This is a genomic window from Rahnella sp. PD4, assembly GCF_049199325.1.
GTDB classification, from domain to species: Bacteria; Pseudomonadota; Gammaproteobacteria; order Enterobacterales; family Enterobacteriaceae; genus Rahnella; species Rahnella perminowiae.
The window spans coordinates 358,045-375,478 of sequence record NZ_JBLZQF010000004.1 but is presented as its reverse complement, the minus strand read 5'-3'; the positions used below and the strand labels follow the sequence as shown (position 1 = coordinate 375,478).

The 17,434-nt window shown below is 51.9% G+C and carries 16 protein-coding genes; 8 read left to right on the top strand and 8 right to left on the bottom strand.

Translation table 11 applies throughout. The features are described 5' to 3' along the window. Positions 1–47: 47 nt before the first annotated feature. Positions 48–860: a Cof-type HAD-IIB family hydrolase gene (locus ACOZIO_RS13455; protein WP_217157117.1), complete on the top strand. Its 813-nt coding sequence runs from the start codon at positions 48–50 to the stop codon at positions 858–860. Positions 861–922: 62 nt separating this feature from the next. Here ACOZIO_RS13455 and ACOZIO_RS13450 read toward each other — a convergent pair whose 3' ends face one another. From ACOZIO_RS13450 to mntR, 3 genes are all read right to left on the bottom strand, one after another. Beyond that, on the bottom strand, positions 923–1,462 hold the full coding sequence (locus tag ACOZIO_RS13450) for a glycine zipper family protein (protein ID WP_421595387.1): 540 nt from the start codon (positions 1,460–1,462) through the stop codon (positions 923–925). A gap of 14 nt (positions 1,463–1,476) precedes the next feature. Next, positions 1,477–1,809, bottom strand: a complete 333-nt coding sequence (locus ACOZIO_RS13445; RefSeq protein ID WP_129953620.1) for a hypothetical protein — start codon at positions 1,807–1,809, stop codon at positions 1,477–1,479. Positions 1,810–2,068: 259 nt separating this feature from the next. Continuing rightward, positions 2,069–2,512, bottom strand: coding sequence for a manganese-binding transcriptional regulator MntR (mntR, locus tag ACOZIO_RS13440; RefSeq protein WP_129953751.1), 444 nt, complete (start codon positions 2,510–2,512; stop codon positions 2,069–2,071). A gap of 187 nt (positions 2,513–2,699) precedes the next feature. Between mntR and ACOZIO_RS13435 the strand changes: the two genes are divergently transcribed. From ACOZIO_RS13435 to ACOZIO_RS13415, 5 genes are read left to right on the top strand one after another with little or no spacing between them, the layout of a single operon-like run. Next, entirely contained in the window at positions 2,700–3,641 is a 942-nt protein-coding gene (locus tag ACOZIO_RS13435; RefSeq protein WP_421595386.1) for a metal ABC transporter substrate-binding protein, read from the top strand. Continuing rightward, positions 3,638–4,417, top strand: coding sequence for an ATP-binding cassette domain-containing protein (locus ACOZIO_RS13430; RefSeq protein WP_421595385.1), 780 nt, complete (start codon positions 3,638–3,640; stop codon positions 4,415–4,417). The genes ACOZIO_RS13435 and ACOZIO_RS13430 overlap by 4 nt, the downstream gene beginning before the upstream one ends. Then, positions 4,414–5,268 carry a metal ABC transporter permease gene (locus tag ACOZIO_RS13425; protein ID WP_129953618.1) on the top strand — a complete coding sequence of 285 codons (855 nt, stop codon included), beginning with the start codon at positions 4,414–4,416 and terminating at the stop codon, positions 5,266–5,268. Before ACOZIO_RS13430 ends, ACOZIO_RS13425 begins: the two co-directional genes overlap by 4 nt. Beyond that, complete coding sequence (locus ACOZIO_RS13420; protein ID WP_421595384.1) at positions 5,265–6,119, top strand: metal ABC transporter permease; 855 nt, start codon at positions 5,265–5,267, stop codon at positions 6,117–6,119. Before ACOZIO_RS13425 ends, ACOZIO_RS13420 begins: the two co-directional genes overlap by 4 nt. A 57-nt stretch (positions 6,120–6,176) precedes the next feature. Beyond that, positions 6,177–6,764: a flavin reductase family protein gene (locus tag ACOZIO_RS13415; protein WP_129953616.1), complete on the top strand. Its 588-nt coding sequence runs from the start codon at positions 6,177–6,179 to the stop codon at positions 6,762–6,764. Positions 6,765–6,890: 126 nt separating this feature from the next. Here the strand turns inward: ACOZIO_RS13415 and ACOZIO_RS13410 are convergent, their stop codons facing one another. Next, a complete protein-coding gene (locus ACOZIO_RS13410; protein ID WP_129953615.1) occupies positions 6,891–7,595 on the bottom strand; it encodes a GntR family transcriptional regulator in 705 nt (234 codons plus the stop codon). Positions 7,596–7,902: 307 nt separating this feature from the next. On the opposite strand from ACOZIO_RS13410, the gene ACOZIO_RS13405 reads away from it, so the two are divergent. Continuing rightward, on the top strand, positions 7,903–9,552 hold the full coding sequence (locus ACOZIO_RS13405; protein WP_129953614.1) for an alpha-glucoside-specific PTS transporter subunit IIBC: 1,650 nt from the start codon (positions 7,903–7,905) through the stop codon (positions 9,550–9,552). Next, positions 9,552–10,874: a 6-phospho-alpha-glucosidase gene (locus tag ACOZIO_RS13400; protein ID WP_129953749.1), complete on the top strand. Its 1,323-nt coding sequence runs from the start codon at positions 9,552–9,554 to the stop codon at positions 10,872–10,874. Before ACOZIO_RS13405 ends, ACOZIO_RS13400 begins: the two co-directional genes overlap by 1 nt. A gap of 199 nt (positions 10,875–11,073) precedes the next feature. On the opposite strand, the gene mtr is transcribed toward ACOZIO_RS13400, so the two are convergent. From mtr to ACOZIO_RS13380, 4 genes are all read right to left on the bottom strand, one after another. Continuing rightward, the gene (gene mtr / locus ACOZIO_RS13395; protein WP_421595383.1) at positions 11,074–12,318 is read right to left on the bottom strand and encodes a tryptophan permease; all 1,245 of its coding nucleotides are present in this window, start codon (positions 12,316–12,318) and stop codon (positions 11,074–11,076) included. 940 nt (positions 12,319–13,258) lie between these two features. Then, a complete protein-coding gene (locus tag ACOZIO_RS13390) occupies positions 13,259–13,993 on the bottom strand; it encodes a pirin family protein (protein ID WP_129953612.1) in 735 nt (244 codons plus the stop codon). A 70-nt stretch (positions 13,994–14,063) separates the two neighbouring features. Then, on the bottom strand, positions 14,064–15,797 hold the full coding sequence (locus tag ACOZIO_RS13385) for an ABC-F family ATP-binding cassette domain-containing protein (protein WP_421595382.1): 1,734 nt from the start codon (positions 15,795–15,797) through the stop codon (positions 14,064–14,066). A gap of 287 nt (positions 15,798–16,084) precedes the next feature. Then, on the bottom strand, positions 16,085–17,323 hold the full coding sequence (locus ACOZIO_RS13380; protein WP_421595381.1) for an MFS transporter: 1,239 nt from the start codon (positions 17,321–17,323) through the stop codon (positions 16,085–16,087). Between the last annotated feature and the right edge of the window lie 111 nt (positions 17,324–17,434).

The following is a 17,434-nucleotide window of genomic DNA, read 5'->3' as shown; positions in this document are numbered from 1 at the left end:
CATCTTTTATTTTGACTGATAAACATCCGACCTTGTAAGGAACTGCAATGCCCGTAAAACTTATTGCCGTAGATATGGATGGCACCTTTCTGAACCCGCAACACGAATATAATAAAACCCGTTTTCGCGAGCAATATCAGCAACTGCTGGCACGCGAAATCAAGTTTGTGGTAGCCAGCGGCAATCAGTATTACCAGCTGAAATCTTTCTTCGATGATATCGATGAACAGATTGCCTACGTGGCGGAAGGCGGGGGGTATGTCGTCGACAAAAAAGAAGAAATTTACTGCGGCAAACTCGAACCTGAACAGGTCGCTGACGTTTTACACTGGATCAGCCGGACACCCGGCATTAACACTATCGTCTGTGGCAGAAATGGCGCGTATGTGCTGAACGGCACCGACGAAGCCTTTATCCGCCGGATGCGTCGTTACTATCACCGTCTGAGCAATGTGAGCGATTATGCCGAAATCAGCGACACAATTTTCAAATTCGCGCTGAGCTATAGGGAGGATGACGTTTATCCGCTGATGGGCGAAATTACCCGCCATCTGGGTAATATTGTCGCACCGGTCACCAGCGGACATGGCTCGGTGGATCTTATCATCAGCGGCAATCACAAAGCCTGCGGCCTGCAAAAAATCCAGAGAATCTATGGCATCCGCGATGAGGAAGTGCTGGCTTTCGGCGACAGCGGTAATGATCTCGAAATGCTCAGCTATTGCGGATTTGGTTTTGCAATGGAAAACGCCTCTGCACCGGCCAAAGCGGCCGCAAAATACACGGCACCATCAAACAGCGAAGAAGGTGTGCTGAAAGTTATCGATGATGTACTCAATGACCGTGCGCCGTTTGCCTGAACGGCTGGAAAGGGAATAAAAGGCTGCCATGCAGCGGGCAGCTTTTCTGATTAGGCAAAAACTTAAGGTACATAATCCGGCGGAACGTCGTTGCTGCCTGTCTGTGCCGGATAGTAGTCCGGTGGCACCTCTGGCTGCGTGTGAGATTGCAAACCATAATCATAGCGGGCATCGACCGGCACTTTATTGCCTTTGGCGTACATACATTGGGTGTACACCGTATCGTACTGGTCCTGCAAATTGCCACTGCTGACGCCTGCGCCGTTACTGCCCATGGCACTGCCGAGCAGTAAACCGCTGCCTGCGCCAACCAGCACGCCCGCTCCGGCCTGATGAGACGCTGCGCCTAACAGAGCCCCTGCCGCCGCACCCACAACGGTGCCCGCTGCGGCCGTATTGACCGCGTTATTATTAGCCGTTTGCGCGCCGCCGTTAACACTGCTGTAGGCGTCACTCCGGCAAGCCATTTCATCCATACGGAACTGTTGATAATCTTTGCCGGTGCCGGGTAACACCATCACATCGGGCCGGGTGGGAGAAGATACGCAGCCTGAAAGCGCTGCAGCCAGGGTAATAACCGCCAGCGGAGTGAACCTGTTCATGAAATTATCACCTGTTAACGCGGTGCGGAATCACCTACAACGACTTTCATCCAGCCGCGCGGGCAGCGCTGCACGTGCGGATAGTAGCCCGCAGGATTCTGGCAGTAATAGGCATAGTCAGGGGTTTTCTCAACATACGTCTGCGGTTGTGCAGGCGTGACGTAGACCACCGGCGGCGGCCCGTAATACACCGGAGGGGGCGGTCCCCAGGGGATACCGACAATAATACGCGGGCCTCCATACCCACCGTGATAATACCCATGCCCGTAGTAGCCGTAGGCAAACGATGCGAAACTGGCAGACATCAGGGTGCCGGCAGTCAACATCAGCAATAAGAGCCTTTTCATAAAAACCTCGAAGCGCAATGACCGGATGCAGGGAGGGGCATAAATGCCATCACTCCTGAGGATAAAGGTACGCTGAGCTGAGGGAAAAGGTTGGCGGGAGATCAGGGGGATTCTGACAAGGTAACGCCAGCAATTGTGTACAAAAAATTCCTATGGAAAGATTGCTTTACGATTAAACCAGGAGGCGCGGGAATACGGGGGAAAACCACCAGATCCGGTCAAAAAACGAACCTGGCGGCGGATAGGATGTACGGTGAGATCAGATTTTTTTTCCGGCAGTAAAACGTCTGAACGCTTCAAGCGTTTCATCGCTGACGTGATGCTCAACGCCTTCTGCATCGAGGCGGGCGGTTTCGTGGCTGATTCCAAGTGCGATAAAAAATGCCTCTACGACGTTATGACGCTCACGGTTTTCTGCTGCCAGCCGCTCACCTTCAGGCGTCAGGAAGGTACCGCGATAGGGCAACTGATGGACCAGTCCGGCATTGGCCAGTCGTTTGAGCGTTTTTGCAACGGTGGGCTGTGAAACCCCCAGACGCGCGGCCAAATCGACCTGACGTGCTTCGCCAAATTCACGAATTAAGTCTGAAATCAGCTCAACGTAATCGTCCATTAATTCCCGGCGATGCGCCTCGCGCACCTGTAAAAAACCCTGAGCGTGTTCTTCCACATCCAGTAATGGATTTATTTTTTTTTCTTTCACTACGCCTGCCTCTTTCTTGCTCAACGGTTTTTACCGCCGCCGCGGACATCACGACAACTCCCGCATTGTAAACCAAGTGCACACATCTACCAATTTCTGAAAACTTTGCCTTGGCTATGGAGTATAGCCTGTGCTATACCTGAATAATAAACCGGCGATTAATGCGCAGAGCGACAGGGGAAATTTCATGGAAAAAGGACGACGCATCTTAAAATTATTCAGCTATTCACCGTTTCGTTTGCGGCTCATGCTGGTTGGTATGATTGTGGCGCTGATTACCGGGAATGTGCAGGCGGCCGGAAAAGATAAAAAGAAGTTTACCGTCGTTACCACCTTCACGGTGATTCAGGATATTGCACAGAATGTTGCCGGTGATGCCGCCACGGTAGAATCAATCACCAAACCTGGTGCGGAAATCCATGACTATCAGCCAACGCCACGCGACATTGTGAAAACACAGTCTGCGGATCTGATTCTGTGGAACGGCTTTAATCTCGAACGCTGGTTCGGTCGTTTCTTCGCGAATATCAAAAATGTACCTTCGGTGACTGTCACGGACGGTATCGCACCGCTGCCTATTCAGGAAGGGCCGTATGTCGGAAATCCAAACCCTCATGCCTGGATGTCCGCGAAAAATGCACTGATTTATATCGAAAATATCCGCGCAGCACTGGTGAAATATGACCCGGATAACGCCGCCGTTTATAACCGCAATGCCAAAAATTACGCCGAAAAAATCAGCCTGCTCGATTCACCGCTGCGCGAACGTCTGGCGAAAATCCCGGCCGGTCAGCGCTGGCTGGTGACCAGTGAAGGCGCGTTCAGTTATCTGGCAAAAGATTATGGATTGAACGAGGCTTATCTGTGGCCGATTAACGCCGATGAGCAGGGTACGCCGCAGCAGGTGAAAAAAATCATCGATCTGGTGCGTCAGCAAAATATTCCGGTGGTCTTCAGTGAAAGTACCATCTCGGACAAACCGGCCCGGCAGGTCAGCAAAGAAACGGGAGCCAAATATGGCGGTGTGTTGTATGTCGATTCCCTGTCTGCCGCTGGGGGCCCGGTGCCGACCTACATTGATTTGCTGAAAGTCACGGCAGGCACCATCGCAAAAGGGTTCGGACAATGACTGACGACGCGCTGCATCTCCATGTTGATGATATTTCGGTGACCTACAATAACGGGCATACCGCGATTGAAAATGCCTCGTTCACGCTGCGCGGCGGATCTGTTTGTGCGCTGCTGGGCGTGAATGGTAGCGGTAAATCCACGCTGTTTAAAACCATCATGGGGATTATCCGCCCCACGCACGGACGGGTAACGCTTGATGGTCTCAGTGTGGCTACAGCGCTGAAACAAAACCTGATCGCGTATGTGCCGCAGTCCGAAGACGTGGACTGGAATTTTCCGGTGCTGGTGCGGGATGTGGTGATGATGGGACGCTATGGCAAAATGTCATTTTTGCGTATTCCCTCACAGGAAGATAAAAAACAGGCCGCTTCCGCACTGGCGCGTGTCGGGCTGACGGAACTTGCGCATCGCCAGATTGGCGAACTTTCCGGCGGCCAGAAAAAACGCGTTTTTCTGGCGCGTGCACTGGCGCAACAGGGGCGGGTGATGTTGCTTGATGAGCCGTTTACCGGCGTGGATATCAAAACTGAAAACGTCATCATCGAATTACTGCGACAACTGCGTGAGGAAGGGCATCTGATCCTGGTGTCGACGCATAATATCGCCAGCGTGCCGGATTTCTGCGACCGTGTGGTACTCATTAACCGCACGGTAATGGCTTCCGGTCCTCTGGAAACCACCTTTACTCATCAGAATCTCGAAAATACCTTTGGCGGCGCATTGCGCAATATTGGCTATTTAGTGCCGCAGGAACCGGTGAGGCGGGTGGTATGACCGAACTGCTGCTTGAGCCGTTTCAGTATAACTACATGGTAAAAGCTATCTGGGTGAGTGCAGGTGTCGGCGCGGTATGCGCATTTTTATCGGCATATCTGATGCTCAAAGGTTGGTCGCTGATGGGCGATGCACTATCACATTCGGTGGTACCCGGTGTCGCGGGTGCTTATGCGCTGGGCTTTCCCTATGCCATCGGCGCGTTCGGCACCGGCATTCTGGCCGCGCTTTCCATGACTCTGCTGCGCCATTTCACCAAACTGCGGGAAGACGCCATCATCGGTTTCGTGTTCTCCACGTTTTTTGCCCTCGGCCTGTTACTGGTCTCGCTTAACCCGACAGCCGTCAACGTGCAGTCGATTCTGTTCGGCAATATCTTAGGGATTGATGACACCGATATTTTGCAGGTACAGATTATTGTTGGCGTTTCGCTGCTGGTGCTGTGTGTTATCTGGCGCGACTTGCTGGCGGTGTTTTTCGATGAGGCGCATGCTGTTTCTATCGGCCTTTCACCGCTGTGGCTGAAAGTGATTTTCTTCACCCTATTCAGTGCGTGCAGCGTGGCAGCGTTGCAAACCGTCGGTGCGATTTTAGTGATCGCCATGGTGATCACGCCAGGCGCAACGGCCTATCTGCTGTCGGATCGTTTCTCACATCTGCTGATTATTTCTGTATTTATCGGTGCGGTGACCAGTGCCGCCGGGGCATGGCTGAGTTATTTCCTCGATGGTGCCACCGGCGGGGTAATTGTCTGCCTGCAAACGACTGTTTTTTTGCTGGCGTTCTTGTTTGCGCCGAAACACGGCTGGCTGATTAACCATTTTCGTATTAAAAACCGGAGCCGCGCATGATGTCCTGGTTTGATGTGTTGATGGAACCGCTGAGCTTTGATTTTGTGCAACGCGCGCTGCTGACGGCTGCGGCCACCAGTATCGTCTGCGCGATATTTTCCTGTTTTCTGGTGCTCAAAGGTTGGTCTCTGATGGGGGATGCCATTTCTCATGCAGTGCTTCCCGGTGTGGTGCTGGCGTATCTTGCAGGAATTCCGCTGGTGTTCGGCGCATTCGGTTCCGGTCTGTTTTGCGCCGTAGCGACGGGTTTTATTAAAGAACATTGTCGGGTAAAAGAAGATTCAGTCATGGGGATTGTCTTTTCCGGCATGTTTGCTGCCGGTCTGGTGCTGTTCTCACGGGTGAATACTGAACAGCATCTCAGCCATATTTTGTTCGGCAATGTGCTGGGTGTAACCGACAGTGAAATGCTGCAAACCCTGATCATCGCCGCTGTCGTCACGCTGGCGATTATTCTCAAATTTAAAGATCTGATGCTGTTTTGCTTTGATCCCGTTCAGGCGAAAGTCATCGGGTTACCGGTGCGTGTTTATCATTACGCGCTGTTGTGTATGCTGGCACTGACCATCGTTGCGGCGTTGCAGGCCGTCGGCGTCGTGCTGGTGGTGGCGATGCTGATCACCCCAGGTATTACGGCGTTTATGCTGTGTAAGACGTTATCAAAAATGCTGATGGTTTCTGTGACAGCGTCACTTATGGCAGCGATCTCAGGCACCTTTATCAGTTTCTATATTGATGCAGCGACCGGCCCGACGATCGTGCTGGCGCAGGCGATGATTTTTCTGCTGGCGCTGTCGGTGAATTTATTGCATAAATCGATAAAACCGCATCAGGGCGCACCGAATGCATAGTCGCGTTCCGGCAGGTTTGCCATGCTGCACGCCACATTACTTTTTTGAGAGATTCTGATGACACCTCAATTTGCCCCTGTCGAACTGGAAAAAGCTTACCGCCTGATCAACCACGGCGCGACCGCGCTGGTTTCTGCCCATCATGAGGGTGTGGATAACGTCATGTCTGCCTCCTGGGTATGCGGGCTGGATTTCAAACCGGCGAAACTGATGGTGGTGATCGACAAAATTGCGCGCACACGCGAGCTTATCGAAGAAAGCGGCTATTTTGTGATTCAGGTACCGACCGTCGCGCAGTTGCAGATGACTTACGATCTGGGTAATCGCACATTGAGAACTGATCCGGATAAACTGCAACATTGCGGTACCCGGTTATTCCGCATGGAAGATCACGGCGATTTACCGTTTGTCGCGGGGTGCACCGCGTGGCTGGCCTGCCGGGTAATCCCTGAACCGCACAACCAGCAGGCACATGATTTATTCATCGGCGAGATTGTCGGTGCATGGGCCGATACCCGGGTCTTCAAAGACGGCCACTGGCATTTCGAAGATGCCGGGTCTTCCCTGCGCAGCCTGCATTACATTGCCGGTGGTCAGTTCTACGCCACCGGTGAACCGCTGAACGCGAAGACTGATTTGAAGTAAAAGTTAAAAACTTAAGGATGGACACGGCGAAGCCGGAGATTTCGAACTGAACGGGCCGGCAGATATTTTTGGTTCTGAGCCGAAAAATGTGGCGATGTTTTATGCCAGCCGTGCCCGTTCTGAGCGCTATTTATTACGCTGCAAATGGTAATCCACATGGTATTCGTTGGCGTTTCTGATCATCACAGAGTAGTTGATGTAATCACCGGTGTCGCTGTAGGACAGCGATGTCAGGCGCAGCAACGGCGTGCCTTCGGCGACGTGTAATAAGGTGGCGACAGTGCTGTCCGCAAGAACCGGGCTGAAGCTTTCGTAATTCCCCGCGATACAGATATGGCATTCATCTTCAATATACGAAAATTTTGAGCCTTCCAGATGTGCCACTGAAAGATTGCTAAATAACCGGCCTGGCATGTAGCTGTCTTCGAGTACCAGCGGTTTTCCCCCGACCGAGCGCAGGCGGCGTGAATAATAAATACGTTCGTCAGTTTTCATCCGCAGCTGGCTGGCGATGGCCGGTGGCGCGCCCATGATCTTAAACTCCAATACCTCACTCACCGTCGGACGACCCAGTTGTTTCATCAGCTCTGAGAAACCCATCAGCCCACGGGTTTCATGCTGGACATCTTTCTGTGCGACGAAGGTTCCGCTGCCATGACAACGACGTACCAGTTTCCATTCGATCAGCAAATCCACCGCTTTTCGCAGTGTCATTCGCGAGACACCCAATTCGGCGGCCAGCTTTTTTTCACTGGGTAATGCGTCGCCGATATTAAAATCGACAGAATTGATGCGAATTCTCAGACGTTCAGCGAGCATTTTGTAGATCACTGGCAGACCTCTTTATCGATGAGTGAATCCTTATAACTGCGTCCGTAAAACCGGTTACTGCCCTGTAAATTCTCGGTTTCTTATGCCCCGGGCTCAGATTGTCCTTGCCCCGTCATTTGGCGTGTCTGGAAATTGCCTCAAAAGTAGACCACTTGATCGGCAGAAAAAGCATGAATGCGATCACGAAATGATTAATCACTCTGCGAAGTTATTTTTCATTATTCCTACTCTCTGATCAGAAAATAAAAACATGTCTGAAAGTGTTCCAATAATAAACTCTGATCCGGAAGTAATATAAGGAATATATATGCTCAGTCAAATTCAACGTTTTGGCGGTGCGATGTTTACACCTGTCTTATTGTTTCCATTCGCAGGAATGGTCGTGGGTATCGCGATTATGCTTCAGAATCCGATGTTCGTCGGCGAAACGCTCACCGCACCGGATAATCTCTTTGCACAAATTATTCATATTATTGAAGAAGGAGGATGGACAGTATTCCGCAACATGCCGCTGATCTTCGCAGCCGGTCTGCCTATCGGGCTGGCGAAACATGCACAAGGCCGCGCCTGCCTGGCGGCACTGGTCAGTTTTATGACCTGGAATTATTTAATTAATGCTATGGGATTAACCTGGGGAAATTATTTCGGTGTTAATTTTAATCTTGAGCCCGGGGGGCAAAGTGGTCTGGCGATGATTGCCGGAATTAAAACCCTTGATACCAGTATTATTGGGGCGATAGTTATTTCCGGGATTGTCACTTCGCTGCACAATCATTTTTTTGATAAACAACTTCCTGTCTTTCTCGGTATTTTTCAGGGCAGTTCATTCGTGGTCATTGTCGGCTTTCTGCTAATGATACCCTGCGCATGGCTGACCCTGCTGGTATGGCCAAAAGTGCAGACAGGTATTCTCTCGATGCAACATTTTATGCTGGTGTCCGGTTCGCTCGGCGTATGGGTTTATACCTTCCTTGAACGTATTCTGATCCCGACCGGCTTGCATCACTTCGTCTACGGTCCGTTTGTTTTCGGTCCGGCAGCGGTCGAGGGTGGGATCCAGGTTTACTGGGCAGAGCATCTGCAGGCATTCAGCCAGAGCACTGAGCCGCTGAAAACGTTATTCCCGCAAGGCGGTTTTGCGCTGCATGGTAACTCTAAAGTTTTTGGCTCGGTGGGTATTGCGATGGCGATCTATGCCACAGCCGCGCCGGAAAATCGCGTCAAGGTCGCGGGGCTGCTGATCCCGGCGGCGCTGACCGCAGTGCTGGTCGGTATTACCGAGCCACTGGAATTCACCTTTCTGTTTATCTCACCGCTGCTGTTTGCCGTTCACGCGCTCCTTGCCGCCACCGTTGCCACGCTGATGTTCATGGCGGGCGTTGTCGGCAATATGGGCGGTGGTCTGCTGGATCAGTTCCTGCCGCAAAACTGGATCCCGATGTATCACAATCATGCCTCGATGATGTTCACCCAGATCGGTATCGGTCTGGTGTTCACCGGTGTCTGGTTCCTGGTGTTCCGCACGCTGATCCTGCGTTTAAACCTGAAAACGCCGGGACGTGAAGACAGCGAAATCAAGCTCTACAGCAAAGCCGATTATCAGGCAAAGAAAAATCCGGCAGGCGAGCCGCCGGTGCCGTCTTCCCTACAAGGCCAGGCTGCAGGTTATCTGCAGGCCCTCGGCGGCAACAGCAACATTCTTGACCTCAACAATTGCGCGACACGGTTGCGTATCACTCTCGAAGATATGGCGCTGACGCAAAGTGATGACATCTTCAAAGCCCTCGGTGCACACGGTGTAGTGCGGCGCGGCAACGCCATTCAGATCATCGTGGGTCTGCACGTTCCGCAGGTGCGGGACCAGATAGAAACGCTGATGAGCCAGGAGGCTCTCGCAAAATCATCCTTATCCGGGGCGCGTTCCCCGACAGAAACATCCATTACGGAGGCAGTATGATGAAGAAATTTTCAGTGGTTGTGGCAGGCGGTGGCAGCACATTTACGCCGGGTATTGTGTTGATGTTATTGCAGCATCAGGAACGCTTCCCGCTGCGGGCCATCAAGTTTTATGACAACGACGGCGCACGTCAGGAGACTATCGCCGAAGCGTGCAAAGTGATCCTCAGGGAGCAGGCTCCGGAGATAGAATTCAGCTATACCACTGACCCGAAAACGGCATTTACCGATGTGGATTTCGTCATGGCACATATCCGGGTCGGTAAATATCCGATGCGTGAAAAGGACGAAAAAATCCCCCTTCGCCATGGTGTTGTGGGGCAGGAAACCTGCGGGCCGGGCGGGATTGCCTATGGTATGCGCTCTATCGGCGGTGTGCTGGAAATCGTCGATTATATGGAGAAATACTCGCCGGACGCGTGGATGCTCAATTATTCGAATCCGGCGGCCATCGTGGCGGAAGCGACGCGCAGATTACGTCCGCACGCTAAGATCCTTAACATTTGCGATATGCCAATCGGCATTGAAGGGCGCATGGCGCAGATTGCAGGGCTTAAATCCCGCAAAGAGATGCGTGTACGTTATTACGGTCTGAATCACTTCGGCTGGTGGACATTGGTTGAAGACGCACATGGCAACGATCTGATGCCTAAAATCCGCGAACATGTGGCAAAATACGGCTATGTGCCCTCTGCCGATGAACCGGGCGTAGAAGCCAGCTGGAATGATACTTTTGCCAAAGCCAAAGATGTCTGGGCGCTGGATCCTTCCACTTTCCCGAATACGTACCTGAAATATTACCTGTTCCCTGATTACGTGGTAGCACATTCCAATCCTGAACACACCCGTGCTAATGAGGTGATGGAGCATCGTGAAAAACACGTGTTCAGCTCTTGTGCCGCCATTACCAAAGCGGGTGAGTCCTCCGCTGGTGAACTTGAAATTGACGAACATGCTTCTTACATCGTTGATCTGGCGACGGCCATCGCCTTCAATACGCAGGAAAGAATGTTGCTGATTGTGCCGAATCAGGGAGCTATCAACAATATTGACCCGGAAGCGATGGTGGAAATTCCGTGCCTGGTCGGCAGCAACGGTCCGGAACCGCTGACGGTCGGTAAAATCCCGTTGTTCCAGCAGGGTCTGATGAGCCAGCAGGTGGCTGTCGAAAAACTGGTGGTTGAAGCGTGGGTTGAAAAATCCTACCTGAAACTGTGGCAGGCGATCACGCTGTCGAAAACCGTGCCAAGTGCGTCCGTAGCCAAAGCCATTCTCGATGATCTGATCGCAGCCAATAAAGACTACTGGCCTGACCTGAAATAGCAGAAGGATTGCTTTAGTGAATGGCGCCACCTTCGGGGAGCGCCATTTTTATTTGCAATTCGCAGTCAAAATGCCGTCAGCACACCCGTATTCAGCCTGACAGACGTTATTTGTCACCACCATTTCACTGCGGAATCCTGATTACTTTAGCGGTTAGCGTGCTGTTCAGGGGCCGGTAAGTCCGCAAATTCAGACCGCCTTAACGATACACCGGCAGCATATTTACACTCGATAATATATGCACCACCGCATTTATCATGCCGAACAGCAGCACGAGCACAATCATTTTATTGCCGCCCCACACGCGGTAGAGCGGGCTGCCGAAACGCTGCCGTGATGCCCGCGCCATCAGGGCCGGAACAATCACTGCCCAGACTGTGGCGGCGAGACCGGCAAAACCAATCGCGTAAATGAAACCATCCGGGTAGATCACGCCGCCAATGACCGGCGGCACAAAGGTGACCAGCGCGGTTTTAAAACGGCCGGTACGGCTGTCGTCGAATTTGAAAAGGTCAGCCAGATAGTCAAATAATCCCAGTGTAACGCCCAGGAATGAACAGGCTACGGCGAAGTTGGAAAAAATCGTCAGCAGCAAATCCAGCCCTGCGCTGTTGAGGATCTGACTCAGCGATTGCACCAGTAAATCAATATTGCCACCACGTTCGGTTATATCAGTAAATGCCGGGCGCGGAATGTTACCCATCGTGCCCAGCATCCAGATGACATATAACCCAAGCGCCATCAGCGTGCCCAGCAACAGGCATTTTTTGATGATATGCGGGTTTTTACCGTAATACTTCATCAGACTCGGTACGTTGCCGTGATAGCCAAACGAGGCCAGGCAAAACGGCAGCGTCGCCAGCAAATATGGCGCGTAACTTGGGTTCAGCTCAACGCTGTTTAGCAAATTTACCGGTTTGATGTGCCACAGCAGGCTGCCAAATGTCAGGAAGAAAGCAATGATTTTGGCGCCCAGCACAATGGCGGTCATGCGGCTCACCGCACGGGTGCTGATCCAGACAATGAAGGCAACCGCCAGCGCGGTCAGCAGTCCGCCAAGACGGGGCGAAAAGCTCACTGACATCTCCCGCAACGTATGCTGAATCACTGAGCCGCTGGCAGAAATATACGCGTAAGTCAGAATATACAGCACGAAAGCGATAGTGATGCCATTCAGCCGGTTCCAGTTTTTCCCCAGCAAATCGCCGGTGACAGTATGAAAACTCGAACCTGTCGGATAGTTAAGATTCGCTTCGAGGATCATCAGGCCGGAGTGCAGCATACAGAACCAGGTAACAATCAGTGCAGCCACTGACCAGAAAAACCAGGCCCCGGACATCACCACCGGCAAAGAAAACATCCCTGCACCGATGATAGTTCCACCGATAATCATTGCGCCGCCCCATACAGAATGTTGCGGGGTGGTCACGGAAAGCGTCGCCATAGTGCGTATCCTCGCGTGGCTTTTATCACGATTCGTCAAATGAATTGCTGTAAAAGATGTGGTATGAAAAGTGACCGAATATCGCGCATTTGTGCTGCGATTAAGGCCCTGAGCGCAGCAATATAGTGGATTTACAGGGAGAAGTACACTGTTGAACTAGTTTACTGATACAAGGTGGATGATATGGCGGTCAGCATGCCGGGGAGGGCGGTAGATGTTTACACGAGATTATTTAAATTCGACTTTTTGGTTGCATGCCTCATCAAAATCTTTGGTATAGGTCACAGATTGCATTATGTTTTCTTATATGGCACGTCTTAAAAAACCTGTTCGTAAATACAGGGTTGACAGACGATTTTTAGCGAGTAAATTAGAACTCAGCACCAGAGAGAAATGGAATGAAAATTTTATTTCGCGGTGCATTTAGCAAGTTGATAAACTTGCCAGTAACGAGATGCGATAAAGGCCACGAAGTATTTTAGTTTGGGTGATTCAATACCGGATTTAATTAAAATCCGTGAGATGATGCTTTAAGGCCACGCAGTACAGCTGTACGATCGCATGATGTGGAAGAAAACGCGATGATGTAACGCCTTGTTAGTCAGAGTAATGTTCGCGATTTGGGTACATTAAGTCTGAAATCGAGAATGTCGCGACGAAAGTAAGGTCACGCATCAAAGAGTATATATCGCGAGGGTGATGTACTCATTTATCCCGACTGAAAACCGGTATGGATGAAATGAACAGGATATCGATGTTATTCCACAAAATTATAGGAGGATAGCGTTACCTGGCTTCAAAATATATCCTGTGAAAATATGTGCATCTTTAGAAGTTGTAATATGCAATTAAGTTGATGAATGTTAAATATTAATTTGGTAGTACCTTAAAAGCCCCGGTTTAACGACTGGGGCTTTTACATTTTAAGTATCAGATTTCTTTACTTCCCGCTGATTGCCCCTTCCAGAATGGCTTCCGCACCCAGACAAACGAGGAAACAGACCAGGGTAGTCTCTCGTTTTGCCGAGGCGGCAGGCAACGCACTTTCCTCATCGCTGATCGCATCACCTTTTGACAGACTGACGTCCGCAATGCTGATTTCGCCATCCATGACATACAACCATTGTGCAAATCCCGCATGTGCCGGAATCTCCGTGGTACTGTTCTCATCCATACGGATATCATAAATATAGACCGCCTGTCGGATTTCAAGCGGAGATTCAATCCCTTCCGGCGCGGCCAGCAGCGTCCATTCGTTTTGCTTAACGCCGTCCGGGCGCTCCATAAACTGCACGCGGCCTTCGAGGTCTGCCTTGCGCGGACGAATAAAAATCTGCAACATTTCAGCCGGTACCAGCGGCGTGGATTCCTCATGCCAGAAGCTTTCTCCGGCATTCATCATCATCAGTTTTTTCGGCGAAAGCGAGACACGATGACCGGCAGAATCTTCATGTACCATCGACCCGCGCCACATATAGCTGAAAATTTCATCGTTGGTATGCTCATGCATTTTCACCAGCGTACCCAGTTCCAGATTGGCATGATCGATAACACTTAGCGGCCCGAACGCCTCATCGCTATTTTCTGGCACTATTTTCCCGGGACGCATACGGCGGATGCGGAACGGACCGTATTCGAAAGTGGTTTTAGGTTCAGCACGTAAAACGTTAAACATAATATCTCCGGCAGGAACAGGTATGCATTGTGTCAGTAAAAATAAATATTCTGTTGCTTAACATAGGTCTTTAAAGCAGATCCAGCAACGCATTCAGTTCAGCAATCTGTTGTTGCCACTGGCGTTGCAGTTCCGGTTTCTGGTGCTTTGGCTTTCGCGCCAGGTCATTTTCCAGTTTATTTTCCAGATCCGTCAGTCGCGTCAGCAGTTGTTCCTCTTCTGCATCCTGAATCGCCACGTCTGCCCGCATAACCTCAGACACCGGCGTGTGGGCAGGCGGAGCGCTGCCCGCCAGGATGGCATACACCGGTGCGGGTGAATGCCATTCTTCCAGACGCTGCTGATCTATCAGCCAGAAGCGGTTACAACTTTGCTCGATCAACGTCCTGTCATGGGAAACCATCAGCACTGCACCGCTGAAGGTTTTCAGCGTTTCTGCCAGTTCCTCTTTGCCTTCCAGATCGAGATGATTGGTCGGCTCATCAAGTAACAAAAGGGAATAGTTTGCCAGCGTCAGGCCGATAAATAGCAGACGTGACCGTTCGCCACCGCTAAGTGTGCTCACTTTTTGCTGATGACGGATATACGGAAATCCCGCCCCGATCAGCGCCATTTTTCGCTGTTCTTCGGTCAGCGGCGCGAAACGTGCCAGTGCAGCAGAAAGCGAATCGTTATCCTGCAACTGATGCTGGTTTTGATCGTAATACCCTATCCGTACACGCGGGTGGAAAACCACACCACTGGCTGCGGTTTCCGGGTGAATAAAAGCCTGCCATACGCTGTGCAGAAGGGATGATTTACCGCAGCCGTTACGCCCGACCAGCGCGATGCGGTCGCCACTTTTTACCCGCATTTCGTCAAGAGTAAACAGCGCGGGTGCATCAGCTGCCGGCCGCACCAGCAAGTCAGAAAGTGCCAGCACGCGATCCGCCGCCAGCACCTCTCCGGTCAGTCGCAGTTTCCACTGACTGCCTGCGGTGACATCGGTCTGATCTTCCTTCATGCGCACCACATGTTTTTCCATTTGCTTGGCTTTACGCGCCAGCCCTTCGTTGTCGTAAACGCTGCCCCATATAGCCAGACGTTTGGCGCTGAGCGTCACACGGTCAATTTCCTTTTGTTCGGCCTTGCGGCGCAGCGCGTCTGCCATGTCTTTTTCTTCCAGCGCCTGTCGTGCCTTAGTACAGGGCAGGCGGATAAATTGCAGCGTTTTATCGCGCAGGATCCAGGTGGCGTTGGTTACGCTGTCCAGCAGGCTGCGGTCATGGGATACCAGAACGAAGCTGCCCGTCCAGTTTTTCAGAAACTGTTCCAGCCACAGTAATGTCGGCAAATCCAGATGATTACTCGGTTCATCAAGCAGCAGTAAATCTGGCTGGCGGATCAGTGCCCTCGCCAGCAACAGTCGGGTATGCTGGCCGCCGCTGAGCGTGCCCGCCGTCAGTTCCCAGGCATTCTCGTCAAAACCAAGATTCGAAAGCAGCACCTGCGCCTGCCAGACTTCAGGCTGATGCAAGCCGCCGGGGAGATGATCAAGCACCGATTCCAGCAGGGTGCAGTCATTGAGTCCGGCAGGAAGTTGTTGTTCGACGCGCGCCATCAGGCAATGATTCGCCAGCGTCGAAGTGCCGGAGGAGGCCGCCAGTTCGCCGCTGAGAATTTTCAGTAGGGTGCTTTTACCGCAGCCGTTATGGCCGATGAGACCTATGCGGTCGCCTTTTTTCAGGCCAAAGGAAATGTCAGCCAGCAACGGGCCAAAGGCATTATCAAAAGATAAAGATTGTGCAGATAATAAAGTTGTCATGATGCTTACTCAGGTTTTCAGGCACAAAAGTGCCTATCGTCAAAAAAGCGGACGATAACCGGTAAGCCGGAGGGAAGTACTCAGGGTGTCAGTTAGCTTCGCTCAAGCCGGTTATCGCAGCAAGGTGCCGGAAATGCCTGAGCAATGACGATCGCTAAGAACGAGTGAAATTAAAAAAACTTCACGGGTCAGCATGGCAATCCTCCTTATATAACGTTGATGAATGAATAAGCTGATTATATTGAGAATTATCGAATTATTCCAGTTTTGACAATCCCGCACCGCGTTTACGGTGTGAGCACCTCATTTTCCAGTTTCTGCCGTTGACGCAGGCCCGGGAACCACGTCATCCACAATCCGACCACGATCAGCGTGCCGATACCGCCAATGGCTGCGGCGGGAACCGCGCCTGCCCAGGCAGCCAGCAGACCGGATTCAAATTCACCGAGTTGATTTGAGGTATTGATGAAGATGGAATTCACCGCACTGACGCGCCCGCGCATGTCGTCCGGTGTGTCGAGCTGCACCAGGGCGCCGCGGATCACCATGCTGATCATGTCGAAACCGCCGAGAGCGAACAGTGCAAGCATTGATAACCAGAGCGAGGTGGAAAACGCAAAGATCAGCGTGGCGGCACCAAACCCTGCAACCGCAGCGAACATAATCTTCCCGACATTACGGTTGAGTGCGCGGTGGCTTAGCCAGAACCCGACGATCAAACCGCCGACCGCCGGTGCGCCGCGCAATAGGCCTAATCCCCACGGACCGGTATGCAGAATGTCGTGAGCGAAAATTGGCAGCAGGGCTGTTGCGCCACCGAGTAAAACGGCGAACAGATCGAGCGAAATCACACCCAGCACATCCGGTCGGGCGCGGATAAAGCCAATGCCCGCAAACAACGTTTTGAAGGTTGCCGGAACACGGCGCGGCGGAGCCTGTTCATAGCGTAAACGGCTGACCATCATGATAGATAACAGGTACAGGCAGGCGCATACGCTATAGGCCACGCCCGCTCCCGCAACATACAAAAAGCCGCCGAGTGCCGGGCCGACCATCGACGCAGCTTGTCCGGAAACGCTGGTGGCGGCCATGGCGCGGGCCAGCAAATTCGGTGGCACCAGTGCGGGTAACATCGACTGCAAGGACGGAGCTTCCATGGCTTTAGCGGTGGAAATCACAAAAATCAGGCTGAGCACGATCACTTCATTGACATGATGCGTCAGTGTCAGATAGGCCAGTGCACCAATCGCTACCCATTCGGCGATTTGCCCGAGCAGCACCACGCGGCGGCGGTCAAACTGATCAGCCACGTGACCGGCGACCAGCGCCAGCGCAACGGAGGGTAAAAATTGCACCAGTCCGATCAGCCCGAGATCAAATGCGCGGCCGGTGATCGAGTAAATCTGCCAGCTCACCACAATGGAGAGCATCTGAAAACCAAAGCTGGATGCGGCACGGGCAATCCAGAAAGCCACAAATGAACGGTGCTGTAACAGCGAATCCGAATTAACGGAAGAAGCAGACATGACAAATCCCTGAATATGAAAGATGCCGTGTCTGCGGTCGGTAACGACTCGTTAGCCCGGCAATTATTTTATGAACAAATAATTAACAAACAATCTGAGTTGTATATTTAT

Coding starts and splice junctions, on each gene's coding strand:
- ACOZIO_RS13455 (WP_217157117.1), top strand. CDS start 48: ATGCCCGTAAAACTTATTGCCGTAGATATGGATGGCACCTTTCTGAAC.
- ACOZIO_RS13450 (WP_421595387.1), bottom strand. CDS start 1,462: ATGAACAGGTTCACTCCGCTGGCGGTTATTACCCTGGCTGCAGCGCTT.
- ACOZIO_RS13445 (WP_129953620.1), bottom strand. CDS start 1,809: ATGAAAAGGCTCTTATTGCTGATGTTGACTGCCGGCACCCTGATGTCT.
- ACOZIO_RS13435 (WP_421595386.1), top strand. CDS start 2,700: ATGGAAAAAGGACGACGCATCTTAAAATTATTCAGCTATTCACCGTTT.
- ACOZIO_RS13430 (WP_421595385.1), top strand. CDS start 3,638: ATGACTGACGACGCGCTGCATCTCCATGTTGATGATATTTCGGTGACC.
- ACOZIO_RS13425 (WP_129953618.1), top strand. CDS start 4,414: ATGACCGAACTGCTGCTTGAGCCGTTTCAGTATAACTACATGGTAAAA.
- ACOZIO_RS13420 (WP_421595384.1), top strand. CDS start 5,265: ATGATGTCCTGGTTTGATGTGTTGATGGAACCGCTGAGCTTTGATTTT.
- ACOZIO_RS13415 (WP_129953616.1), top strand. CDS start 6,177: ATGACACCTCAATTTGCCCCTGTCGAACTGGAAAAAGCTTACCGCCTG.
- ACOZIO_RS13405 (WP_129953614.1), top strand. CDS start 7,903: ATGCTCAGTCAAATTCAACGTTTTGGCGGTGCGATGTTTACACCTGTC.
- ACOZIO_RS13400 (WP_129953749.1), top strand. CDS start 9,552: ATGAAGAAATTTTCAGTGGTTGTGGCAGGCGGTGGCAGCACATTTACG.
- mtr (WP_421595383.1), bottom strand. CDS start 12,318: ATGGCGACGCTTTCCGTGACCACCCCGCAACATTCTGTATGGGGCGGC.
- ACOZIO_RS13390 (WP_129953612.1), bottom strand. CDS start 13,993: ATGTTTAACGTTTTACGTGCTGAACCTAAAACCACTTTCGAATACGGT.
- ACOZIO_RS13385 (WP_421595382.1), bottom strand. CDS start 15,797: ATGACAACTTTATTATCTGCACAATCTTTATCTTTTGATAATGCCTTT.
- ACOZIO_RS13380 (WP_421595381.1), bottom strand. CDS start 17,323: ATGTCTGCTTCTTCCGTTAATTCGGATTCGCTGTTACAGCACCGTTCA.